17 protein-coding genes and 1 pseudogene are annotated in these 23,985 nt (G+C 43.9%); 11 read left to right on the top strand and 7 right to left on the bottom strand.

Annotation, left to right across the window (positions count from 1 at the left end; all coding sequences use genetic code 11):
- Positions 1-434: 434 nt before the first annotated feature.
- Positions 435-2,705: a Xaa-Pro dipeptidyl-peptidase gene (locus tag C1E58_RS03310; protein WP_105209322.1), complete on the bottom strand. Its 2,271-nt coding sequence runs from the start codon at positions 2,703-2,705 to the stop codon at positions 435-437.
- 181 nt (positions 2,706-2,886) lie between these two features.
- Here C1E58_RS03310 and C1E58_RS03305 point away from each other — a divergent pair, with 181 nt between their 5' ends.
- From C1E58_RS03305 to C1E58_RS03295, 3 genes are all read left to right on the top strand, one after another.
- A complete protein-coding gene (locus tag C1E58_RS03305; RefSeq protein ID WP_105209321.1) occupies positions 2,887-3,621 on the top strand; it encodes a CppA N-terminal domain-containing protein in 735 nt (244 codons plus the stop codon).
- Positions 3,618-4,556, top strand: coding sequence for a serine hydrolase domain-containing protein (locus C1E58_RS03300; protein WP_105209320.1), 939 nt, complete (start codon positions 3,618-3,620; stop codon positions 4,554-4,556). Before C1E58_RS03305 ends, C1E58_RS03300 begins: the two co-directional genes overlap by 4 nt.
- 135 nt (positions 4,557-4,691) lie before the next feature.
- A complete protein-coding gene (locus C1E58_RS03295) occupies positions 4,692-5,495 on the top strand; it encodes a COG3942 and LysM peptidoglycan-binding domain-containing protein (protein ID WP_105209319.1) in 804 nt (267 codons plus the stop codon).
- A 562-nt stretch (positions 5,496-6,057) separates the two neighbouring features.
- Here C1E58_RS03295 and pflB read toward each other — a convergent pair.
- Entirely contained in the window at positions 6,058-8,403 is a 2,346-nt protein-coding gene (gene pflB / locus C1E58_RS03290) for a formate C-acetyltransferase (RefSeq protein WP_105114149.1), read from the bottom strand.
- A gap of 260 nt (positions 8,404-8,663) precedes the next feature.
- On the opposite strand from pflB, the gene dinB reads away from it, so the two are divergent.
- The 6 genes from dinB to C1E58_RS03260 all read left to right on the top strand — a co-directional run bounded on the left by dinB (position 8,664) and on the right by C1E58_RS03260 (position 15,837).
- The gene (gene dinB / locus C1E58_RS03285; RefSeq protein ID WP_105209318.1) at positions 8,664-9,758 is read left to right on the top strand and encodes a DNA polymerase IV; all 1,095 of its coding nucleotides are present in this window, start codon (positions 8,664-8,666) and stop codon (positions 9,756-9,758) included.
- The gene (locus tag C1E58_RS03280) at positions 9,742-10,161 is read left to right on the top strand and encodes an Rrf2 family transcriptional regulator (RefSeq protein WP_105209317.1); all 420 of its coding nucleotides are present in this window, start codon (positions 9,742-9,744) and stop codon (positions 10,159-10,161) included. Before dinB ends, C1E58_RS03280 begins: the two co-directional genes overlap by 17 nt.
- 134 nt (positions 10,162-10,295) lie before the next feature.
- On the top strand, positions 10,296-10,925 hold the full coding sequence (locus C1E58_RS03275; protein ID WP_105209316.1) for an NAD(P)-dependent oxidoreductase: 630 nt from the start codon (positions 10,296-10,298) through the stop codon (positions 10,923-10,925).
- Positions 10,926-11,392: 467 nt separating this feature from the next.
- Positions 11,393-12,427 carry an ATP-binding protein gene (locus C1E58_RS03270; protein WP_105209315.1) on the top strand — a complete coding sequence of 345 codons (1,035 nt, stop codon included), beginning with the start codon at positions 11,393-11,395 and terminating at the stop codon, positions 12,425-12,427.
- Between the two features lies 1 nt (position 12,428).
- Positions 12,429-14,675 carry a S8 family peptidase gene (locus C1E58_RS03265; protein WP_105209314.1) on the top strand — a complete coding sequence of 749 codons (2,247 nt, stop codon included), beginning with the start codon at positions 12,429-12,431 and terminating at the stop codon, positions 14,673-14,675.
- A 241-nt stretch (positions 14,676-14,916) separates the two neighbouring features.
- Positions 14,917-15,837, top strand: a complete 921-nt coding sequence (locus C1E58_RS03260) for a 1-phosphofructokinase family hexose kinase (RefSeq protein WP_105209313.1) — start codon at positions 14,917-14,919, stop codon at positions 15,835-15,837.
- Between the two features lie 169 nt (positions 15,838-16,006).
- Here the strand turns inward: C1E58_RS03260 and C1E58_RS03255 are convergent, their stop codons facing one another.
- The 4 genes from C1E58_RS03255 to rnhC all read right to left on the bottom strand — a co-directional run bounded on the left by C1E58_RS03255 (position 16,007) and on the right by rnhC (position 20,922).
- Positions 16,007-16,720 (bottom strand): hypothetical protein, encoded by a 714-nt coding sequence (locus C1E58_RS03255; protein WP_105209312.1) that lies wholly within the window; start codon positions 16,718-16,720, stop codon positions 16,007-16,009.
- A 117-nt stretch (positions 16,721-16,837) separates the two neighbouring features.
- Positions 16,838-19,330: an ATP-dependent RecD-like DNA helicase gene (locus tag C1E58_RS03250; RefSeq protein ID WP_105209311.1), complete on the bottom strand. Its 2,493-nt coding sequence runs from the start codon at positions 19,328-19,330 to the stop codon at positions 16,838-16,840.
- Positions 19,331-19,392: 62 nt separating this feature from the next.
- Positions 19,393-20,022 (bottom strand): signal peptidase I, encoded by a 630-nt coding sequence (lepB, locus tag C1E58_RS03245; RefSeq protein WP_105209310.1) that lies wholly within the window; start codon positions 20,020-20,022, stop codon positions 19,393-19,395.
- Between the two features lie 9 nt (positions 20,023-20,031).
- Positions 20,032-20,922, bottom strand: coding sequence for a ribonuclease HIII (rnhC, locus tag C1E58_RS03240; RefSeq protein ID WP_105209309.1), 891 nt, complete (start codon positions 20,920-20,922; stop codon positions 20,032-20,034).
- Between the two features lie 84 nt (positions 20,923-21,006).
- Here rnhC and C1E58_RS03235 point away from each other — a divergent pair, with 84 nt between their 5' ends.
- Positions 21,007-21,990: a Gfo/Idh/MocA family protein gene (locus C1E58_RS03235; protein WP_105209308.1), complete on the top strand. Its 984-nt coding sequence runs from the start codon at positions 21,007-21,009 to the stop codon at positions 21,988-21,990.
- A 187-nt stretch (positions 21,991-22,177) separates the two neighbouring features.
- On the top strand, positions 22,178-23,653 hold the full coding sequence (locus tag C1E58_RS03230) for a LysM peptidoglycan-binding domain-containing protein (protein ID WP_105209307.1): 1,476 nt from the start codon (positions 22,178-22,180) through the stop codon (positions 23,651-23,653).
- Between the two features lie 134 nt (positions 23,654-23,787).
- Here C1E58_RS03230 and C1E58_RS12340 read toward each other — a convergent pair.
- A pseudogene (locus tag C1E58_RS12340) lies at positions 23,788-23,985 on the bottom strand (transposase); the annotation flags it as partial.

The raw sequence follows: 23,985 nt of genomic DNA, 5'->3' as shown, positions 1-23,985 counted from the left end.
ACATCAGACGAGCCTCGTGAGTAGCAGGTAAATCCCAAGCAAGATTTAATTCCAAACTTAACTGATTTGTGTTATACTGTTTATACATTTTCATGCCTTTCTAGTTGTTTTGTGGTTATTATAATTATAAAGCATGAAATGGAAAACGAGCAACTCCTAATTGGAATTGCTCGTTTTTTTATATGCGAGAAGCTAGTTTTTGCCCAGCCTCAGCCTGCTATCCATAAATGAAAAATAGCAGGGATTGACATCATGCTGACACGAACTTTGTTCGCTTTATTTCCAACCACCAAAGGTTCCCCGAATCTTTTTGTAGCGCACTTCGTTCTCTCTATTTCCCACCTCCAAAGGTTCCCCAAACCTTTGGTGCTAGTCTGATTTTGATTTTCCTTGAGTAACAAAAACGAGTTGCAGGTGCAGCTCGTTTCCTTGTCTTATAGGCTTGGGATATGGATGGTTGACTTGTCTAAATCAATCGAAATGGTCCAGTCGTTATTGTCCCGAATAGTGCATTCAAAGTCTGTCGTGTAGAGAATGAGTTCTAGCACATCGCCTTTTTTCAGCTGATAAATGGTCGGCTGCAGTTTCCAGCTCAGGTCCATCCACTGGTCTGGCACCACTTCCTCTATGGTCATCAGGTCTGTGCGGTTTTGCAGGTTCATAAAGCCCTTGGTCACCAAGCGTTGCGGCATCTCCACATAAGGCAACTCCACTAGATTTTCTTGGGCATGGTAGCGGCCGTTGTCCAGGCTCAACCGCGTTTTGGGCGCAGGGATTGGGGCTAGGCGTTTTTTATTTCCCTTGTCCAATAGCTGAGCAGATAAGAGGCCTTTAGCTACACTAGAAGCTACACGGAGTTTTAGCGTGACCTGACCGTTGAGCAGGAGGTCCTCTGTCACAGGTAGTTCCATGCTGACTTGGTTGGCCTTGCCTGCGTAGAGGTCTTGGTGGAAGGCTGGATAGGATTTGCCGTAGCGGTCAAAATCTTCTTGGGCATAGTGATTGGAAATGGTCTGGCTTCCAGTTCCCAGTGGTAAGACAGCCTCTTGTCCACCGCCAAAGGTTTCTAAGGTCGTCCAGGTTTGCTCACCGCTGTTGTCCTGCCAGATGACCGTTGGCAGTTGGTAGTTATTCTCGTAGCCCAGCAGTTTTTGGCTTAGCAGGGCATTCATGGACTCGCGGAAGTCGATGGACTGCCAGTTGTTCATATAAACGTGGGCACCGTTGTGGAAGAAGAGGTGCTTTTTGATGTGACTTGGCAGGGCGTGGAACATATTCCAGACATGGATGGGCTTGACATTCCAGTCCTGTGAGCCGTGGGTAAAGACCACCTCACACTTGACCTTGTCAGCCTGGAGCAGATAATTGCGGTCCTGCCAGTATTGGTTGTAGTCGCCACTGGTGCGGTCCAGGGCAGCACGTTCTGCCGCCAGTCCTTTTTCGTAGGCTTCTTTGCTGCGGAGGAAGTCCCCTGCTTGCAGGCTTTTCGAGTAGGTCAGGGCAGTCAAGCTGTCCAGATCCTCGCCTGGATAGCCGCCAGGACTGGTCACCAGCCCGTTTTCACGGTAGTAGTCATACCAAGAGGAAATGCCTGCTTCTGCAATGACGACTTCCAATCCGTCCACGCCAGTTGTTGCCAAGGCATTGGACATGGTGCCGAGGTAAGAAAGTCCCGTCGTCGCCACCTTACCATTGGCCCAATCAGCCTTGACCTCTAACGAGCGAGTGTGGTCTGTGTAGGCCTTGGTGCGACCGTTCAGCCAGTCAATCACCGCTTTGTAGCCCTCCACCTGCTGGTAATCGCCGGATGTCATGTAGCCCGTCGAGCCCAGGGTGCCGACACCAGACACATGGAGGCTGGCGAAGCCGCGAGCGAGGAAGTAGTCATTGAGGGAGTAAGAAGTAATGTGGCCTAGTTTTTCAGTGGCAGGGCTGACAGGCAGGTCCCGTTTGTCCAAGTCTAGCTTGGTGATGCTGGTCTGATTGACCTCAATGGTGCCAGCTGGTTTTTCCGCCAACTCCCCTTCCATCTTATGCAGGGCCTTGTCGCTGGCTACATCGTTCACTCCTTGATGATAAGGACTGTTGGTAATCACCGCAGGGATTTTCCCGTCAAAGTGCGGACGGAGAATGGAAACCTTGACAATGTCAGTCTGCCCAGTCCCAGCCGTATCGACAGGTGTTTCGACATAGACTACTTCACGAATGAGGTTTTTAGTTGAAAAAGTGGCCAAGGATTTGCCGTTGAAGAAGTGGTAGCGATTGTCCTCTGGGATTAGGTCGTCGCTGACCAGCTGGTCAATCAAGGTGTTTCCAGACTTGGTACGGGTATTGAGGAGTTGGTAGAGGTTATCGATGACATCTCCGTAGACAATAGGAAACTGGCTGGTCTTGCGGAATTCCTCCACATCGGTGTAGTCCACACCAGGCACAAATCCCAGCAACTGAAAGGCCACTTGATAGAAGATCTGGTCTGTCAACTCACGGTCAGACTGGAAGAAGGTCAGCAGGTCCGTATCCCAGTCCGCAATCATGTTGGACAGGGCAAAGTCTGTATTGGCAGTCAGGAAATGGCATCTTCTGACAAAGACTTCTAGATTCTTCTTGGGACTAAAATTGGTCTGTAGTTCAAAACCAAGGGCTGTTAGCTCCTCTAGGGCAAGAGTTTGTTCTTTTGGAATGAAAGAAAATTGGTTAAAACGCATGTATTTTCCTCTTTTTCTGTGCATAATCTATAGTAACTATTATATCGGATAAAAGTAGCTTTGTCTAAGATTTGTCAAGAGAATATTCGTATATCTATGTAGAAAATGACAGTATAATTAGTTGTAAAATAGTGATTTTTTTTATACAATATTCTAGTATTATTGAGAAAGAAGAATTATCGTGTTGAGAAAAAATGATGAGATTGTGCCCGTTTTAAGAGTGAATAATCGTGGGCTCAATCAAGCCTTCCTAGAAGAACAACTAGGAATGAAAGTAAAGCTAGAAGATGGACCATTTGCTGATTTTGGGGACAAAACTAGTCCAGCAACAAGATTGGTTTTGATGGAATCGCCGGGCAATCGTACCCGTGCGGTTAAGGGACTTAAAAAATTAAATAAACTGGTCATCAAGGTCGAAGAAGCCAGTGAAATTGAAGCCTTGCTAGCTCGAGGAACTGTGTTTACCAAGCTCTACAAGGGGAAAAATGGTTTTGGTTTTGAGGCTCTCTCTCCAGAGGGAGATAGCTTCTTACTTCATGCTGAACAAGCTGTTGAGGAGTTGACAGCTATTCTTCCGCCCGTGCATTTTACTGGTCAAGCTGATTTTTCAGGTTTGACGGCTTTTGTGGTGGAGTCTGTTTGGATCAATACCCCACAAGCAAGTGTTAGTCAGGCTTTTTATGAGGCTATTCTACCTAACCAGGCCTTTTTGCGTTTTGTTGGAGCAGAAGGGGAGGACCTAGTCACTCCAGCAGAACAAGTTTGGGATTTGGATAGCTTGCGTTTCCCTGTTGAGCAGGATTTTGACTGGGCAAACTTGGAAAGCCACTTGGAAGGTCCCTTCTTCAAAGACAAAAAAGAAAGCTTTATCCAAACGGTTGACCCAAGCGGTATTGAATTGTGGTTTGAAAAATGAGACAAGCAATTTTAGACAAGATTTCAGAGCAGATTGAGCAAGGGGTCTATCCTGGTGCCAGTCTGGCTCTTTTTTCTAAGGGTCAGTGGCAGGAGTACTATCTGGGAACCCAGGATGGTCAGACGCCAGTTGAGGCGGGTTTGACCTATGATTTGGCATCTGTTTCCAAGGTGGTTGGAGTAGGGACTCTTGCGACTTTTCTGGTTAATAGCGGAGCTTTGGAGCTAGATAGGACCTTGCAGTCCTATTATCCAGCCTTTGCGGATAGTAAGGTCACCATTCGGCAATTATTGACCCATACTAGTGGTATCGATCCTTTCATTCCCAATCGGGATAGTCTGGATGCCGACCAGCTCAAGGAAGCGATTTTGAAGATTACTGTAACAGACAAGAAAGATTTTCTCTATACAGACATCAATTTTCTCCTGCTGGGCTTTTTGCTGGAGGAACTTGGTGGAGCTAGTCTGGACCAGCTGATCAGACAGGATGTTTTAGAGCCCTTTGGCATGTCCCAAACCTCTTATGGTCCTGTCAGTCAGGCGGTGCCGACGGTGCGTGGGGTCACGGCAGGTGTGGTGCATGACCCCAAGGCGCGTGTCTTAGGTCACCATGCGGGTAGTGCGGGTCTCTTTTCGACGGTCAGGGATTTGGAAATCTTCTTAGAGCACTATCTGACAGAGGACTTTGCGGCAGACTTGACCCAGGACTATGGTTTTGATGACAAGCGCAAGCGGTCGCTGGCCTGGGACAAGAAGGGGGATTGGTTGTCTCATACGGGTTATACGGGGACCTTTATCATGTATAATCGTCCCTTGCAGAAGGCTGCGATTTTCCTTTCTAATCGGACTTTTGAAAAGGACGTTCGTGTCCAATGGAAATTGGATCGAAATCAGGTCATGGCCCTGATACGGCAGGTCTTGGACGGGGAGAATTAGATAGGGATAGTTGTAAGATACCCAGATAGTTTGAGGGATAAAGCTAGAGAAGAAACCGTTAGCAATTTGTAACCAATTTGACATTTTTTTCGGTGAAAATATTGGTAAAATGAGAATATGAATTGGAGGTGTAAAATGAAAAAGTATATTTGTCAGTCGTCCTTGTTATTAGCAGGTCTGGTAACTACTCTTATGGCTACCTATAGTGTGCAAGCAAATAGTCATATTGTGGCGGAGGGAGATTCACTCTACTCGATTGCAGACCAGTATGGCGTAGATCCATATCAATTAGCGGAAGCCAACGGATTGGACCTTCTAGGTCTAATCACACCGGGTCAATCCCTAGAAGTGCCAGGTCAAGCTTATGTTGAAGCAGAGGTTGTAGAAGCTAGTGCAGGTCAATCTGACTATGTTGTTCAAGAGGGAGATTCCCTTTATGGAATCGCAGATGCTTTTTCATTGAACATTTATGAGTTGCTAGAGCAAAACCAGTTGACCTTAGAAACAGCCCTACATCCTGGTCAGATTTTAAGATTGACAGAAACCATTTGGGGTCAAGCTGTCGATACAAGTAGCGATAGCTACTATCTTCCTGGTTATGAATATGAGCCTGGTATCAACTATCCTGTTGGTCAATGTACTTGGGGCGTACAGAAAGTCGCTTCTTGGGCAGGTGACTGGTGGGGCGATGCGGCTTCTTGGGGTGCCAATGCGGCACGTGATGGTTTCCGTACAGGAACAGTGCCAGAAGTCGGGGCTATTATTTCCTGGAATGATGGTGATTTAGGACACGTTGCCTATGTGACAGCTGTCAATGAAGAAGGACAAATCCAAGTTCTCGAAGCCAACTACCGTGGACAACAGTGGGTGGATAATTTCCGTGGCTGGTTCAATCCAACGGATACACCAGGTGAAATCACCTACATTTACAATAACTAAGAGGCTGGGCAAAAAGTCCAGCCTCGCTTCTTAGAGTTCGTGTCAACATCTCAGCGCAGTGGTTGATTGGCTTTAACAGTCTAGTGGACTGTTAAAGGTTGGAGATAAGATTTGCAAAGCAAATCTCAGTAATTCGTGTCTTACACTCCAAATCTGACCTTACGACTGTTGCGAACAGAGTTCGCTTCATTTCCAAGCTCACAAGGTTCAGTGAACCTGTTTGTAGCGAACCTTGTGAGCTCTATTTCCAACTTCCAACTGTCTCCCAGACAGTTGGAACTATACGGGGGTGGGAGTGAAACAGTCTGGGGATAGACTGTTTCAGCTCAATAACTAGAAATAAAGACTTGTTGACGAACTCTTTTTTGACCAATTGAGTTCTTTCTCACTCCCTCCTCTTGAATCGGATTTCAGGAGGATTTTTTTATGAACCGGTTCTGTACCCTTCCGAAAATCCTCTATACATCCTTCCGAATTTCCTTCTATCCTTCCGCAACAAGCGGGAGGATTTTTCACATAGCTAAAAGGACCTGCGTGTGCAAGTCCTTTTGTTTTTGTTTGATTAAGCTTGACCTGAAACTTCAGCAGCGTGGTCGTCCATTGAAAGAACTTCGTGGAAGACACGTTGTGTCAATTCAGTTTTTTGCTCTTTAGTGAGGTATTTAGTGTTTACGCAGTATCCAGAGATACGAACGATAACATCTTCACCTGCCATAATCTTGTCATAAACATCGTTCAAGTCCATAACGTTCAAGTTAACGTGCTGACCACCTTGCTCGAAGTATCCGTCAAGGATGGTTACCAAGTTTGCAACTTGCTCATCGAAGGTCTTACCAAGAGCTTTTGGAGAAACCTGAGTTGTCAATGAGATACCGTCGTTGGCATGTTTGAAGTTGAGTTTAGAAAGAGTATTCAAGTTTTGCAACCACCCGCCACGTGATTTAGAAGTTGGGTTAGCACCTGGTGGGAAGAATTCTACTTTAGAAGTGTTGACAGAGCCATCTTCGTTGAGGAATACACCACGGTGAACTGGAGAGTTACCAGTTTGTTTAGAGTAAGCAACGTTTGAAGTGATGGTCAAGATAGACACAGTTGCTTCTGCATTCTTGTAGAGTTTGTGTTTGTTCAAACGTGAGAAGAATGCTTCCATGAGCCATTTCGCGATGTCATCTACGCGGTCATCATCCTCACCGTAGCGTGGGAAGTCACCTGTTACTTCGTAGTCGTAGATGAAGCCATCTTCGTCACGGATTGGTTTCACTTGTGCGTACTTGATAGCTGACAATGAGTCAACGGTGTTTGCGAAACCACAGATACCGAAGCCCATGTTTGCACGAAGGTGAGTTGGCAAGAAGGCCATTTGAACTGCTTCATAGTTGTACTTGTCAGTCATGTAGTGGATGATGTTCATGGCATCTACATAAGTATCAGTCAACCAGTCAAGAGCGATTTCGAAGTTTTTCACAACTTGGTCATAGTCAAAGACCTCAGATGTGTTTGGTTCTACACCGTCAAATACCTTGTAGTCTTTGTGCACATCGTCGTAACCGTTGTTCCAGCTTGAAAGAAGAGCTTTAAGGACGTTTACACGAGCACCGAAGTATTGGATGTTGTGGCGTTTGTCTTCGCTTTCTGGGTCAAGTGGTGACACACAGCAAGAGATACAGCTCATTTCACCATAACCGTCTTTGGCCATTGTAGTTACACCTTCATATTGGATAGAAGAGTGTTTGTGGCTCATTGCCATACAGTAGCGACGGAATGCGTATGGAAGTTGGTCAGACCAAAGAACTGTCAAGTTTGGTTCTGGAGAGTTACCGATGTTGTCAAGTGTGTTCAAGAAACGGTAGTCCATCTTAGTAACACGGTGACGACCATCGTTACCCATACCTGCCATAGAAGTTGTAAGGAAAGTTGGGTCACCAGAGTAGATTTCGTCGAAGGCTTTTGTACGAGCGAATTTCACTGTACGGAGTTTCAATACGAAGTCATCAACGAATTCTTGGATTTCTGATTCAGTAAATGTACCGCGAGCCAAGTCACGTTCTGCATAGATGTCAAGAACGATAGGCACACGACCAAGAGAAGTTGCCGCACCGTTAATCACACGGGCAACAGCCATGAAAGCAATGTTTGTCCATTGGATAGCTTCTTTGGTGTTCATCGCTGGTTTACGAACGTCAACACCGTAGTTGTCACCCAAGCGTACAACTTGTTGAAGGGCTTGGTACTGCATGTTGATTTCTTCGCGAAGACGAATTGATTCTTCGTCGATTTCAGTAATCGCGTTCCAGTCAGCTACTTTTTCTTCCATCAAGTAGTCTGCTCCGTAAAGAGCTAAACGAGCGTACATACCGATGATACGGCCACGTGAGTAAGCATCTGGAAGACCAGAAACGTGGTGTGAGTGGCGAGCACGGCGGATGTCAGCTGTGTAAGCACGGAAGATACCGTCGTTTACAGTTGTAGCGTGTTTTGTATAGATTTCATGAAGAAGTGGGTCTGGAGTATAGCCGTTTTCGATAAGTGTTGTTTCAGCCATACGAATACCACCACGTGGCATGAAGTTGAGTTTGAATAGCTCATCGTTTTGGATACCGAAGATGAGTTCGTTTTCTTTATCGATGAAACCAGCTGGGATGTCAGCAATAGATGTAGCACGATCTACGTCCATTGGGAAACGAGTATCTTCGTAACCAGCTTTTGTTTCTTCAATGATTTTTTTGATATGAAGTGAACGCTCAGTTGGACCTGCAAGGAAGCTCTCATCTCCATCATAAGGAGTGTAGTTAGCTTGAACGAAACGTGTCACACTAGCTTTTTCTTGCCAGTCTACACCTTTAAAGCCTTCCCAGGCTTGAGCGAAAATGTCTTCAGCAACATTCTTAGTTTTAACTTTTGTTGACATGAGGATTCTCCTTTAATACATTTTGGTATAACACCAACATGCCTTTATTATACCATTTGGAAACACTTTCCACAAGATAAAAATGCTTGAAAGTGGATTGAAAAAACTTTCAAAATTTATGAAAATAAGTCGAAAATACAGATGTATTTTCATTGGTCTAAAACCTAATAAAAATCAGGTCCTTGGTTTATGAAATATGAAAGTTTTTGTGAAATGGTGTATAATATTCTGAATTGCAAATCTAGCAGAAAGGAGTCTTCATGTTAATTTTTCCCTTAATCAATGATTTATCTCGAAAAATTATTCATATAGATATGGATGCTTTTTTTGCTGCTATTGAGGTTAGGGATAATTCCGATTTGAAAGGCAAGCCTGTTATCATTGGGGCGGATCCGCGGCTGTCTGGCGGTAGGGGAGTCGTGTCTACCTGTAATTATGAGGCGCGTGCCTTTGGTATTCACTCAGCCATGTCCTCAAAAGAAGCCTATGAGCGTTGTCCTCAAGCGATTTTTATTTCTGGCAATTATGAAAAATACCAGGAAGTAGGGCGGCAGGTCAGGGAGATTTTTCATCGTTATACGGACCTAGTTGAGCCCATGTCCATTGACGAGGCCTATCTGGATGTGACGGAAAATAAGCTGGGAATCGGGTCAGCGGTCAAAATCGCAAAACTAATCCAATACGACATCTGGAATGAACTCCATTTGACAGCCTCTGCAGGTGTTTCCTACAATAAATTCCTAGCCAAAATTGCCTCAGATATGGAAAAGCCGCACGGCTTGACCTTGATTTTGCCAGAGGATGCGGTTGGCGTACTGGCTTCCCTGCCTGTTGACAAATTCCACGGTGTCGGCAAGAAAACGGTGGAACGCCTGCAGGAGATGGGAGTTTACACAGGGCAGGATTTGCTGGATGTGCCAGAAATGGTCTTGATTGATACATTTGGTCGTTTTGGTTATGATTTGTATCGGAAGGCCAGGGGCATTTCAAATAGTCCAGTCAAACCCAATCGAGTGCGCAAGTCTATCGGTAAGGAAAAAACCTACCGTAAGCTCCTTTATCGTGATGAAGATGTGATGAAAGAACTGGTCAGCCTCTGCCAACGGGTTGCAACTAGTTTAGAAAGAAATGAGAAAAAAGGAAGGACCATTGTCTTGAAGGTTCGTTATGGGGATTTTTCGACCTTGACAAAACGGCATAGTTTGGAAGAAACAACGGATCAAGTGGATGTGATTGAAAGAGAAGTTCGGCAACTATTTGAAGAGGTTGGGCAGGCTGAAAAAGGGATCCGCTTATTAGGGGTGACCGTTACCAATTTCATGGAAGGAGATAATCAAATTGCAACTATCGAGTAGATTTACCATTGCCAGTCATATGTTGGTCTTGCTGGCCTTGGAGGGAGAAAAGGAAAAACAGACCAGCACCAGCATAGCAGGTAGTGTCGGAGTCAATCCTGTTATTATCCGCAATATTCTGGCTCAGCTTAAGGAGGCTGGCTTGGTTCAGGTGGCGCGTGGGGTTGGTGGGGCCCGCTTGGCACAGGCTCCGGACCAGATTACACTTTTGCATGTTTATCAGGCTGTAGAGTTGTTTGGAGAGAAGGGACAACTCTTCGGCTTTCATGAGCAGCCCAATCCAAACTGTCCGGTAGGCCGAAATATTCATCCCCTACTAGATAGCCGTTTGGAAAATGCCCAGTCGGCACTGGAAAGAGAGTTGGGACAAACGACCATTGCTGATTTATTGGCAGAATTGTAGCCATATTTCAAGAAAAATCATCTTTGTGGTGATTTTTTTAATTTTTTGGTTGTAACACTTGACATTACAACTAAACAAGTTTATACTGTTGTTGTAAATAAAAATATTACAACAAAATAAGTGAGGTATACAATATGAAATTAGCAATTATCGCAGCCAACGGTCAAGCGGGTCAAGCTATTGCCAAGGAAGCAGTAGAGCGTGGTCATCAGGTGACGGCCATTGTTCGTTCTGAAAATAAGAGTGCGGCCCAAGAAGTGATCCAAAAAGACGCTTTGGATTTGACCAAGGAAGACTTGGCGGGATTTGATGTAGTAGTCAATGCCTTTGGTGCTTGGACGCCAGAAACCTTGCCAGGTCACAGTCGATTGGCTGAGCATCTAGCAACCATTCTTGCTGATAGTCCAACTCGCCTCTTGGTAGTTGGTGGGGCAGGTAGCCTCTATCTAGATGAGAGCCAAACAGCTATGCTCAAGGATGCACCAGATTTCCCTGCAGAATACCTACCAATCGCTGAGGCTATGGGTGCTGGTCTAGACCTCTATCGTCAGGCGACAGCTATCAACTGGACCTATATCAGCCCAGCTGCTGATTTTGATGCTGAAGGTCCTAAATCAGGTGCCTATACCCTTGCTGGTGAGGTCTTCCAACTCAATGCTCAAGGTCAAAGCTATATCAGCTACGCAGACTATGCGGTGGCTTTGGTTGACATTGCTGAAAAAGGTGGTTATAAGCAGGAACGTATTTCTGTATTTGCAAATTAAATAAAACATAATCGAGGAGTGATAAGCTTCTCGATTTTTTTAGAACCCGTATTCACAAGTAAAGTGTTTTTTGATAAGAGACAGTTTTTCACTCATCAAGGCAGATTTTTTGAGGGAATACTGACTGTATTTTGAAAAAACTGACGAAGAGTAGCTGGAAAACTGGCCTTAGGTGGAAGGGCTGAGCTGAGAGTACAGGCTCTTAAGAATTACATTAGAAACTAGGAGGATACCATATAATTGAAACAAGTAAAGGTTGTTTTACCATTTGTCTTTACTTACGATGCCAATTATATGGTAGGAAGTTGGAAAATAAGTCAGCCAGCCTCAGTATAAAACTCAAGAACATGGAAAAATCTAGAAAGTGAGGAGAGTATAAAAGTACAAAATGTTCGCTTTTATTTTGTCCCAAAATTATTGACTTTGTCCCAGTTATGATGTATTCTTGATTTAAGGAGGATGAGGTTATGAAAAAATCTGATGTTCTAGATTTAATAAAGTATCATTATGAAGGTAAGGAGACGGAATTCAGAAATCAAAGTATAACAATTGCTCGAGGTTTCGATAAAAAAGGTGATTCACAACTTGCACAGTATATTATGGGGTTGATTTCTAAAAATGATAGATTTGTCCCTCAAGTAGAACATTCAAGTGAATATTTGACACCTATCAAATTAGATATTGGTCCACTGCCACTACCTCTTTCCATCATGAATGACTTAAAAGGTATTATAAACGCAGTCAATCATCAAATTGGAATAAATAAATTTTTATTTGTAGGGTCACCGGGTACTGGAAAAACAGAAAGTGTAAAACAGGTGGCTAGGCTTATTGGCAAAGAATTACTTGTAGTAGACTTTAGTCACCTGGTAGATAGTAAGTTGGGACAAACGGTAAAAAACTTAGTAACTCTTTTTGATGAAATCAATAATCTACCATTCAAACAAAATTATATTATCTTATTTGATGAAATTGATTCTATAGTACTGGACAGAGTGAATCAGAACGATCTACGAGAAATGGGACGAGTAACTTCTGCATTTCTAAAAGAATTAGATAGGCTATCGTCTGAAATTGTGTTGATTGCGACCACAAATTTATTTGAAAATCTGGACAAGGCTGTCATCCGTCGATTTGATGCAACCATAGATTTCGATCGTTATTCAGATGATGATAAGGTTGAGGTTGCAACAGTAATATTGACAGACTTATTGAAGCAGTTTAAAAATGCGGCACGAGATTTAAAGTTGTTTAAAAAGATTATTTATAGTTCTCCGTTAATTCCTAATCCTGGTGATTTAAGAAACTTGATACGCACATCATTGGCTTTTAGCGATCCTTCAGATCCGCATGATTATCAGAAGCGTCTTTTACGAAGTTTACATGTTGGAAAAAACTTAACGATTCATAAGTTATCAAAATTAGGTTTTACAATTCGAGAAATTGAAATTTTAACAGGTATTTCAAAAAGCAGTGTTTCACGTGAATTAAGCGAGGGTTAAGATGAATACATTATTGACATTACGTGGGAAAAATTTTACTCAAAAATCCAAAGCACCTGGACCAGTTATTAAAAAACTACCAAAAGATTCGAAGATTACATTATATCATTTGGAGAATCTTCATGCCTCTTTGAAAAAAGTAGAAAAGTATTGGATCAACAATACGATTATTGATGGTATTCTCGTTAGTGTATATTATAATCGAATTGTAGCTAAAAGTAATCGCATTGAAGGTTATTTCAATGTTGGAGGTGGAAATCCAGTTCCAAATAATACCATTGTAGGAGCGAAATTTAATGAAGGTAAAAATTGTCATATTATTACGCACTATATCTCGAGTATTGTATTAAAAAAAACAATTGACTATTCTGAAAAAGCTCTAAAGATATTCTCTGATTATTTTGCTGATACGGCCATTACCTCAGAAATGTTTTCGGACTCTTCAACTTTTAATCACATTGACTTTCTAAAATATGGTATATCAAAAACAAATTTCAAAAAATATCTAAGAGATTCTTGTTTTATCAAAGAGTTTGGTATTGAGTATGCTCAAGTTTCTGATATTCAGAATTCCATTGTTACCTTTTATGAAGTGGAGGTAGATATTGTAACGTTATTGAGACAATTAGACATTGATGTTTCAGAAGCCAGTGTTATGAATCAAACAACAGTTTTACTTGATGAAAAAAATATTGAGTTACTACTATCCAAAGCCCCTTATTTAGTATCAATGATTGTAGAAGATTTTTCTGCCTTATCCCCAGAAGATTTTTACAATGCAGGTAGCGCTTTGTTTGAAGATTTTCCATCACCAACGATTGAACCGACTATTGGCGTGATTGACACCTTATTTGATGAACGAGTATACTTTAATGAATGGGTGGAATATCATGATTTAATATCACCGGATATTAGGAAAGTGAGTCAAGATTATCAGCATGGAACAGCGGTATCCTCATTAATTGTGGATGGAGCTAGTTTAAATCCTAATCTAAACGATGGATGCGGAAGGTTTAGGGTGAAACACTTTGGTGTATCCTTACAGAGCGGGTTCAATTCATTTACTATTATTAAGCTAATTAGAGAGATAGTATCCCAAAACCCCGACATTAAAGTTTGGAACCTTTCGCTTGGTTCTAATGATGAAATTAGGGAAAACTTTATTTCTGTAGAGGGGGCTTTGCTGGATGAGATTCAATTTGAAAATGATGTCATTTTCATTATTGCAGGTACAAACGGAACAGCTCCAAAAGGGCAAAGAAAAAAAATTGGTGCACCCGCGGATTCGCTGAATTCACTCATTGTTAACTCTGTTGATTTTAATAATAACACTGTTTCATATTCTCGTGAAGGAGTCGTCTTATCTTTCTTCATAAAACCAGACCTATCATACTATGGTGGTGGGAATGGTGATTTTATAAACGTTTGTGAACCACTAGGCATGGCGCGAGTAGCTGGCACTAGTTTTGCAGCCCCTTTAGTTGCTAGAAAAATGGCTTATCTGATTCATATAATGGGATTAAATCGTGAGGAAGCAAAGGCTTTATTGATTGATTCAGCCATACCATGGAATGATAAAAAAACATTTGCTGAAAGATCTCTGATTGGCAACGGTATCCTACCGATAAAAATGAAAGACATTCTCACTACACCTGATGATGAAATAAAATTTATTGTATCTGATGTTTCAAAAGCATACGATACGTACAACTATGACTTTCCTGTTCCAATATCTAAAGAACACTATCCCTATGTTGCAAAAGCTACTATGTGCTATTTCCCTAACTGTTCGAGAAATCAGGGCGTAGATTATACAAATACAGAGCTGCAGATTACTTTTGGAAGATTGAAAGAAAATGGAATTGATGCTATTAATAACGATAATCAGCATGCTGAAGATGCTCCAGGCTATGTGAAAGAAAATGCAGCCCGTCATTTATTTAGAAAATGGGACAATGTGAAGCATATCGGAGAAAAGTTTAATTCCCGTAAGCGAAATAAACCGATTCTGAATCGAGCAAATCCTCAGTGGGGAATGAGTGTTAAAACAGTTGAGCGATTGAAGAAAGGAGACGGTAAGGGCATTCGATTTGGTGTCGTTGTCACCTTAAAAGAGTTACATGGCAAAAATCGGATAGAAGACTTTATACAGCAGGCGGAATTAAGAGGTTGGCTTGTGCATAGATTGGAAGTAGAAGCTCAAGTAGAACTATTCAATAGCTTGAATGAGGAAGTTGAATTTGAATAATAGGAGAGATGTAAAAGAGCTAGATCGAGCGATATAGAAGTCGGCAAGTCTTTAGTTAATAGTAAGAAAACAATCTTGAAATATTTCTAGAATGTTACGCCAATCCCGAATGTATTAACTAGCCTAAATTTTTTATTAAGACTATATAATTTTAAAAGATAGTTCCGTCTTGGAATTATCTTTTTTATTTTTTTGTTTTATATAGTATAATAATATGTACAAAAACAAAAAGGAGACTTCTATGATTCACTTGATTTGTCCCAATCCAGCCCTAGACCGCACCTTGCTTGTGGAGAAGATTGAAAAGAATATCCCCCTCCGTCCGACAGAGGTCAGGGATTATCCAGGTGGCAAGAGCTTCAACGTAGCCTATGCCCTGCGTGAAAATGGCGTGACCGACTATACCATTCATACCATTTTGGGTGGGCAGATTGGTCGCTATATCCAAGACCTCAACGTCCAAAAGGGAAATCATTTGCAGGTGGTTGAAAATGACCAGAATACTCGAACCTGCAATATCTATGTGGAAACCAGCACAGGAGACGTGGTGCTCTTCTATGAAAAGGGCTTTGAATTGACAGAGGAACTGCTCAATCAATTTACCCAGCAGATTGAAAAGAGTTTGCAGGCTGGCGACATCCTAGTCTTTTCAGGCAGTCTGATGAAGGGCATGCCTGACGACTATATCCAGCAGTTTATTGAAAAATACCCAGAGGTTTTAACCATAGTGGACACCAGTGGACCAGCTTTACGCGCAGCTTATCAAGCTCGCCCAGCCCTGATTAAAATCAATAACGAAGAACTCAAGGACATCTATCCAGAGCTAGATGAAGAAAGTCCAGAGGATATTTTGCGGATATTAAAAGAAGTCACGCCGCATGACAATATCATCATTACCATGGGAGGCAAGGGTAGTCTGGCCAAAATTGGGCAACGGTTTTTCCGAATCCAGTCGCCTAAGAAAGAAACACGAAATCCCATTGCGGCAGGGGATTTCTACTTGGGTTTGCTAGTCAAGGGCATCAGCCAAGGACAAGAACCCGAAATCTTCTTGAAAGAAGCAGCAGCTTTTGCGACAGCCAATTGCCTCAACTATTTCCCAGAAGTCCAGTCCGAGCAATTTGCAGAAATTTTGGAAAAGGTAGTTTTTGAAGAGGTGTAACTATATTTTATTGGATTTTGGCTAATACTCATTGAAATTCAAAAGCTACGCTCATTGTCTCGATTTGATGAGTGGGATGGGAAAGAATCCAGTTAAGCAAAAAAAGCGAACAGAATCCCTGCTGGGCACAGAATTCTGTTCGCTTTTTAATAATGTGACATGTACTCTACTATTCTACCTTGTCCAAGGTCACATATACATGAGGTTCTGATACCAGGTCATATTTGGCTTCTATAGATGGGTCGAAAGGATTTCCCCACATGAGGACCTTGTACTGTCCATTCTCTAGGATAAATCCTGGCGCAATACGTCCACCCAGTCCAGTTACTCCTGGGAGGAGGGCAGAACCTTCGCCCTCAAGTCCACGGATGAGGTAGTGGTTTGGGCTATACTCTACTAGGTCGGTCACTCGAGCTGTGTAGGTGTGGATGAGGTGTTCCTCTTCCTCATCTTCACTTTGACGAAAATCTTCGTAAGTCGTAAAGGTACCGTCTGCGCTGATAGTGACCTCAACATAACGAGCTTGTTGACTGCTTCCTTGCCATTTTCCAACTAGGTCAGCGGGAATAGTTGTAGCTGGTAGGGTTAGGAGCTGAGTGTGTGTTGTTTCAGTACTTAGGACACTTTCTTCGGCTTGAGAGCCCTGAGTTTCCTGGGTTTGTTGTGCTTGTTGTACTTGTTGACTAGCCTCTGCAGATGAACTGGTTTCGGTTGTCGTTTCTTGGGAACTAGCAGGCTGAGAGGAGCTAGTCTGTTTGGTACTTGATTGACTAGTTTTGCTTGTAGCTGTCTCTGATTTACTTTCTTGCGTTTTTGATGTGCAAGCTGTTAAGAGACAGGTTACAGAAAGCAACAATACTGAATAGTTGAATATCTTTTTCATTTGAATGACCTCCGTTTATACATTCCATTTATAAATAGAGTATAGCAAATAAAAACAAGTCTGTCAACATAATTTTGTAACATTTGTAATATTTTCGTAACAAAAGAAATATATTTGTTACTTAGAGCTGAAAAACTCCTCGATATCTGTTTGCTGTATACCAATCATGGGGTCGATGGTTAGCAGGTTGTCCACTGTCAGAATATATTCTCTGGGTTGTCCACTTGTTTTTTCTGGCTGGTCTTGGTCAAGAAGGGATAGTTGCTGGCTGTTTTCGGTTACGGGCTCTGTTTGTTTTGGTTTATCTGACTGGACAGGGGGCTGGGTTTGCGTGGCTGTGGCTGTTTTGCTTTCGTTGTTTTCTGTCAGGCTTTCCTTGCTGTCCTGCTCTGCCATTTCCCCTTGGAAACGTGGGACCAGATAGGTTTTTCGGAGGGTGCCAGCGTTTTTGACGGCGTAGTCGAAGGCGGAGATTTCACCTAGGAGGATGAGTTTGCTCTTGGAGCGGGTGATGGCAGTGTAGACCAGGTTGCGCTGGAGCATGCGGTGGCTGGTGCGGGTGATGGGAAGGATGACGACCTGGAACTCACTGCCTTGGGACTTGTGGATGGACATGGCATAGGCCAGGGTAATCTTGTACCATTCGTTACGGGGATAGTTGACCTCGCTACCGTCGAAGTTGATGGTAATCTCGTCCTGCTTGGAGTCGGTGTACTTGGCAGGCAAGAGGTCGGTGATGTAGCCCAAGTCGCCATTGAAGACATTGGCCTCGGCATCGTTGACCAGATGGATGACCCGGTCGCCTTGTCGGAAGGCCTGTTCGTTGTGGAGGAATTCTAGCTCTCCGTCTTCTAGAGGATTGAGCAGGGCCTGGGTCATGGTGTTGAGTTGGTCAATGCCTGCGGCACCACGGTACATGGGTGCGAGGATTTGGACCTCGTTTGCAGGGATGCCTGACTTGATAGCTGCGCCGACAATGCGTTCAATCAGGGCTGGAATTTGTTCGTTTTGCGCTTCAAAATAGGAGCGATCAGCCTTTTTCTCACGGAAATCGCTCGGCAAGGCCCCTTGGCGAATCTGGCTGGCTAGGGTAACAATGGTCGAATCATCGGATTGACGATAGATGCGTTCTAGAGTGATGCTGGGGAGCTTGTCAATTTTTAAGAGGTCAGCTAGGACCTGACCGGGACTGACAGAGGGTAATTGCTCCGCATCGCCGACAATCAGAACTTGGGTTTGAGATGAGATGTTCTGGAAGAGTTGGTTTGCCAACCAAGTATCGACCATAGAAAACTCATCCACGATGATAAAGTCGGCATCCAAATAATCATCACGGTAGGATTCTTCCTGTCCTTCTACCAGACCGAGATGGCGGTGGATGGTGGCGGAAGGCAGGCCTGTCAATTCATTCATTCGTCTGGCTGCTCGTCCAGTTGGAGCGGCTAGGAGGACAGGGCATTCTTCTCGGTTGCGCGTCAGGTCAATCTTATGCAAGATGGCATAGACTGCGATAATACCGTTGATAACCGTTGTTTTTCCTGTTCCTGGTCCACCTGTCAGAATGAAAAGAGGATTGATAATGGCTTGAACGATGGCCTCTTTTTGAATATCATCATAGGTTAGGGAGGATATGGTTTCCAGCTCTGCTATGGCAGCCTCAACGTCTGCGCGTGGGAAGGGCTTGAAGCCATTTTTTCCCATCAGGCGGGTCAGGTTTTTATGGATACCATGTTCGGCAAAGTAGAGGCTGTTGTCGAAAATCTTGGTGCCTTCTTGTTGGACCTTGCCATCTTCTATCAGACCGGTCAATTCTTGGGCAACAGCAGCAGGGTCAAGTTCGGTATGGCGGGATTTTTCCAGCAGTTCAAGGGTAGCTTCTAGTAAATCTCTAGCCTCCACATAGGTATCACCTGTTTCCATAGAGCGATGAATGAGGCTAAAGAGCATACCAGCCCGAAAACGCTGGGGAGAGTCACTGGCAATTCCCAGGTTTTCCGCAATCCTATCGGCAATGGTAAAGCCAAGTCCCTGTACATCTTCGACTAGTTGATAGGGATTTTCCTCAATAATTTGGAGTGTTTTTTCCTTGTACTGGTCTTGGATTTGAAAGGCTAGCTTATTAGGAATGCCGTATTCAGCTAGTTTGGCTAGTATCAGCTCCGTTCCATAATTGAGGCGGAGTTTTTCGATAAAGGCTTGCCTATTTTTGCTGGATAGACCAGAAATTTGGGTCAGTTTTTCAGGCTCAGCCAAAATCTTATCAATAGTATCATCGCCATAGAGCTCAACAATTTTCTCGGCTGTTTTTCGACCAATTCCTTTAAAATGGTCACTAGAAAAATACTTGACTAGGCCAGCAGAAGTGGGCTTGCTGCGTTCGTAGCGCGTGATTTGCAGCTGCTGACCGTACTTGGGATGGGTGACTAGATTGCCATAAAAGCGATAATCCTCCCCCTCAATGACATCGGCAATGGTGCCGGTCACAATGATGTCATAATCGTCATAGTCTGCGTCTGTTTCCTCAATCTCAAGGAGCAGGATTTTGTAAAAATTACTAGGATTTTCAAAAATGATCCGGTCAATAGTACCGGTAAAATAAACTTCGTTCATAGAGAATATTTCCTAAAATAGTGAAAAAAGAAGTTTGGAACAGTGCTCCAAACTTGTTTGTGTTAATCGACAGTTCCAATACGATTGAAAGGCCACATTCGGAAGACGACTTCTCCCTTGATTTTCTCTCGTGAGAAGGTTCCTACGCTACGGCTATCTAGTGATACGAGGCGGTCATCTCCCATCAGGTAGTATTGTCCTTCTGGGACTGTCACGGTAAAGTCTACGTAACCATTGGCATCTTGTGTGAAAGCTTCAGCAGATTGGGCCACAGCTTGGAATTGTTTGTTGTAAGAATAGACTTCTTGAAGTTTATCTTTCTGGAATGCAGCGAGATATTCATCTAAGTAAGGCTCGTCAACTTCCTGATCATTGATGTAGAGAACATCGTTTTCATAGCGAATGGTGTCGCCGGGCATACCGACTACCCGTTTGACAATCAGTTTTTCCTTGCCATTGCTGTCTGTTTCGCTGGCCACGACAATGTCAAAACGGTCGATAGCGGTTGTCTTGAGCATCACCAATTTTTCTTGGTGTTGAAGCGTAGGGTCCATGGAGTGTCCATCAACGGATACAGGGTCCCATAAAAAATAGCGACTAGCAAATAGGGCAATCATAAAGAGGATGAGCGTCCCCCATTCTGCTAGGAAAGCTATCAATGGCAATCGTTTTGTAGTGTGTCCTTTTCCCATATTGGTTCCTCATTTCAATAACTTTTGTGCTTTTTGTGTGTTGGCAAAGTGGAGTTTGGCGGTCTGGTTGAGGCCAGCCATGCCATAGTCTTTTAGGATGCTGGCTGCAACCTGATCTGACTTGCTTCCAGCCCCTGAGGGTAGGTTTCTGCCGACTAGCTGGCCAAGTTGGACAAGATTGTCCAAAAACATAGCTCTAGCGATAATAGAAGAAACTGCCACAGCCAGATACTTGCCCTCAGCCTTTTCTTCCAAGGTCACTGGATTGGCAAATTGATTGGCTTCCTTCTTCAAGTATTTTTTGTAATTTTGGCTGGAAGTGAAGGCATCAATGACAATCTTTTCAGGCTGGACACCCTTTTGCAAGAGTAGGAAAATAGCCTGATTGTGTAGGGCGACCTTGACAGACACCGCATTGTAGCCTTGCTCGATGACTTCGTTGTATTTTTTGGGTGACAATAGCAGAGCTTGGTGGGGGATTTTCTCTTTTAAGAGAGGGGTGATTTGGTAGATTTTTTGGTCTGTCATTTTCTTGGAATCATCCACACCAAGCGACTTGAGAAAGGCATGGTCTTCTGGGTGGACAAAACTGGCAACCACTGCTAAACCGCCAAAATAAGACCCGTTTCCAACTTCATCGGTACCAATCATGGGCAGGTTTTGACCAGGCGTGATTGTCTGGTCAGAGGCTTCTGGCTCATAGCCCCAACGCCTTGCTTCCTGCTCTGCCATTTCCCCCTGAAAAACGACCTTGCCTGAAGTATAGATGGACAGGCTGGCTCCAGTCAGTTTGAAAAATGCTTCTATATAGGGATTTTTACTGGCCTGACGATAGCGGTCGTAGTGGGCTAGCATGGCCTGTTTCTGCTGGGCAGATGGCTGTAGTACAAGAGTATTCATGTCCTTATTGTATCACAAATGCAGGTTAGAGTGTGCAGAAAAGGGTGGTTTTTACTATAATAGTAGGAGAAAGTGAGGAAGACGATGGAAGAACAAGTACAGTACAAGTGGGCGACCCTGGGAACAGGTGTTATCGCCAATGAATTGGTGCAAGCCTTGCAGGCTATGGGTGGAAATCTTTACTCTGTGGCCAACCGTACCTATGACAAGGGTGTGGAATTTGCCCAGAAGTACGGCATTGAAAAGGTCTATAAGGAAATCGATGAGGTCTTTGAGGATCCTCAAGTAGACATTATCTATATTTCTACGCCCCACAATACTCACATCAACTATTTGAGAAAGGCCTTGAAAGCGGGCAAACATGTTCTCTGCGAAAAGTCTATTACGCTTAATTCAGAAGAATTGGCAGAGGCCATTCAGCTAGCGGAGGAAAATCAGGTTATCTTGGCAGAAGCCATGACCATTTTCCATATGCCTATTTACCGTAAGCTCCGTGAAGTAGTTGCCAGTGGCAAGCTTGGAGATTTGAAGATGATCCAGATGAACTTTGGCAGCTACAAGGAATACGACATGACCAACCGCTTTTTCAATAAGAACTTGGCAGGCGGTGCCCTTTTGGATATTGGTGTCTACGCTCTGTCATTTGTCCGTTGGTTTATGACGGAAAAGCCAAATCAGGTCTTGTCCCAGGTCAAATTAGCTCCGACAGGTGTGGACGAGCAGGTAGGGATTTTGCTCAGCAATGATGCAGGAGAGATGGCGACCATCGCCCTGACCCTCCATGCCAAACAGCCAAAACGGGGCACCATTGCCTACGACAAGGGCTACATCGAACTCTACGAATATCCACGTGGTCAGAAGGCAGTCATCACCTATACCGAGGACGGCAGTCAGGAGGTAATCGAAGCGGGCGAGACAGCCAAGGCTCTTTCTTATGAAGTGGCGGATATGGAAAAAGCTGTCGCAGGCATCGAAAACACTATGCACCTAGTATTTACCCAAGATGTCATGGAGATCATGACCCAACTCCGAAAAGAATGGGGCTTGGTTTATCCAGAAGAAGCCTAGAGAAGTGTTTTGGGGTTGCTTAATTTAGCGAGAAATATGACAGAACTGTGACAAATATATTAGCCGTGTAACAGAAAATGCCTAAGATTACATGGCCAATACAGTTTATTTAAAAGCCCTTTTGGCGCTTGTTTTTCACATAAGAATTCGGTATGATAGAACTATCAAATCAGAAAAGGAATAGAAGATGAAACGTAAAAGAGTTACAAAACCAAAGCATATGCGTCGTAAGAGAAAAACTTCCCTTTTGCAAACAAATAAAAAGATGATGTACGCATCAAGCTTGGCACTTTCACTTTTCACAACTGGTATGGTTAGTCCACAAGTTCTCGCATTGGAGTGGACACCGCGCAGTGTGGAGCAAATCATTACTGAAATTACAAGCAATGAGGGGCAGTTGACTTATACGGTTAAGTATGGTGATACTCTCAGTGCTATCGCTTCAGCTATGAATGTTGATATGCATCTATTGGCGAAAATCAATCAAATCACAGATATTAACTTGATTTTCCCAGATACAGTTTTGACAGCTACTCTTGATCAACATAATCAAGTTACTCAGATTGAAATTGAAACACCAAGTCAGGAAAATCCAGCAGAAACAGTTCAAGCAACAGTTGATGTGACGACCAATCAAGCAACAGTTGATAATACAGTTGTAAACTTGGCTGAAGTTCCTGCAGTAGCTCCAGTTACGCCAGCAGTAGAAACGCCAGCCGAGGTAGCTGCTCCAGTTACGCCAGCAGTAGAAACGCCAGCCGAGGTAGTTGCTCCAGTAGCGCCAGCAGTAGAAACGCCAGCCGAGGCAGCTGCTCCAGTTACTCCAGCAGTAGAAACGCCAGCCGAGGCAGCTGCTCCAGTAGCGCCAGCAGTAGAAACCCCAGCCGAGGCAGCTGCTCCAGTTGCTCCAGCAGTAGAAACGCCAGCCGAGGCAGCTGCTCCAGCTGCACCAGCAGTAGAAACGCCAGCCGATGCGGTAGCTCCAGTTGCACCAGCAGCAGAAGCCCAAGCAGCAGCAGAAGCCCAAGCGACAGCGGAAGCTCAAGCGGCAGCAGAAGCCCAAGCGGCAGCAGAAGCTCAAGTGGCAGCAGAAGCTCAAGCGACAGCAGAAGCCCAAGCAGCAGCAGAAGCTCAAGCGGCAGCAGAAGCTCAAGCAGCAGCAGAAGCTCAAGCGGCAGCGGAAGCCCAAGCAGCAGCAGAAGCCCAAGCAGCAGCAGAAGCTCAAGCGGCAGCGGAAGCCCAAGCAGCAGCAGCAGAAGCTCAAGCGGCAGCGGAAGCCCAAGCAGCAGCGCAAACACAGGCAGCAACTAGCTCTTATGATGTGGGCTTGCAACCACAGGTAGCAGCCTTCCGTGCAGAAGTGGCTAGTGCCTTCGGTATTACTTCCTTCTCAGGTTACCGTCCTGGTGATTCTGGCGACCATGGTAAAGGTTTGGCTATTGACTTTATGGTACCGCAAAGTTCAGCACTTGGTGACCAAGTAGCAGAATATGCCATTGCCAATATGGGTGCGAAAAATATTTCTTACATTATTTGGAAACAACGTTTTTATGCGCCATTTGACAGCATCTACGGTCCAGCTTATACTTGGAACTTGATGCCAGACCGTGGAAGCATTACAGAAAACCACTACGACCACGTCCACGTGTCATTTAATCCATAGAATAAAAAAGAGGCTGGGCAAAAACTAGCCAATAACTAGCCAATAACTAAAAAAAACACAGACAGATTGAGCTGCTTCTGATGAAATCCAGCCGTACTGTCTGTGTTTTTCTTTTTATCTCTATTATCTTGGACTAATTTCTTAGCCAATTTCGTGAGATTCATACTCATTAGGAGGAAGCCTATCTCGGTTTCAACCACTTTTTGACCTCTGACATGAACTCTGCGCACGCCAAAAACACCCTTCATCCTACCAAATACAGGTTCGACATCCACCTTGCGTTTGGCATAAATGCGGGCTCCCTCTTTACTTGTCAATTCCTCTTTGACTAA

Origin of the sequence: Streptococcus suis, from assembly GCF_002964575.1 — a bacterium.
Classification (GTDB): Bacteria; Bacillota; Bacilli; order Lactobacillales; family Streptococcaceae; genus Streptococcus; species Streptococcus suis_R.
Note: the sequence above shows the minus strand (reverse complement) of the source record. Positions and strands in the feature narration are given on the sequence as shown.

Coding starts and splice junctions, on each gene's coding strand:
- lepB (WP_105209310.1), bottom strand. CDS start 20,022: ATGGGAAAAGGACACACTACAAAACGATTGCCATTGATAGCTTTCCTA.
- C1E58_RS03260 (WP_105209313.1), top strand. CDS start 14,917: ATGATTCACTTGATTTGTCCCAATCCAGCCCTAGACCGCACCTTGCTT.
- C1E58_RS03235 (WP_105209308.1), top strand. CDS start 21,007: ATGGAAGAACAAGTACAGTACAAGTGGGCGACCCTGGGAACAGGTGTT.
- C1E58_RS03265 (WP_105209314.1), top strand. CDS start 12,429: ATGAATACATTATTGACATTACGTGGGAAAAATTTTACTCAAAAATCC.
- C1E58_RS03255 (WP_105209312.1), bottom strand. CDS start 16,720: ATGAAAAAGATATTCAACTATTCAGTATTGTTGCTTTCTGTAACCTGT.
- C1E58_RS03295 (WP_105209319.1), top strand. CDS start 4,692: ATGAAAAAGTATATTTGTCAGTCGTCCTTGTTATTAGCAGGTCTGGTA.
- pflB (WP_105114149.1), bottom strand. CDS start 8,403: ATGTCAACAAAAGTTAAAACTAAGAATGTTGCTGAAGACATTTTCGCT.
- dinB (WP_105209318.1), top strand. CDS start 8,664: ATGTTAATTTTTCCCTTAATCAATGATTTATCTCGAAAAATTATTCAT.
- rnhC (WP_105209309.1), bottom strand. CDS start 20,922: ATGAATACTCTTGTACTACAGCCATCTGCCCAGCAGAAACAGGCCATG.
- C1E58_RS03310 (WP_105209322.1), bottom strand. CDS start 2,705: ATGCGTTTTAACCAATTTTCTTTCATTCCAAAAGAACAAACTCTTGCC.
- C1E58_RS03275 (WP_105209316.1), top strand. CDS start 10,296: ATGAAATTAGCAATTATCGCAGCCAACGGTCAAGCGGGTCAAGCTATT.
- C1E58_RS03270 (WP_105209315.1), top strand. CDS start 11,393: ATGAAAAAATCTGATGTTCTAGATTTAATAAAGTATCATTATGAAGGT.
- C1E58_RS03300 (WP_105209320.1), top strand. CDS start 3,618: ATGAGACAAGCAATTTTAGACAAGATTTCAGAGCAGATTGAGCAAGGG.
- C1E58_RS03230 (WP_105209307.1), top strand. CDS start 22,178: ATGAAACGTAAAAGAGTTACAAAACCAAAGCATATGCGTCGTAAGAGA.
- C1E58_RS03250 (WP_105209311.1), bottom strand. CDS start 19,330: ATGAACGAAGTTTATTTTACCGGTACTATTGACCGGATCATTTTTGAA.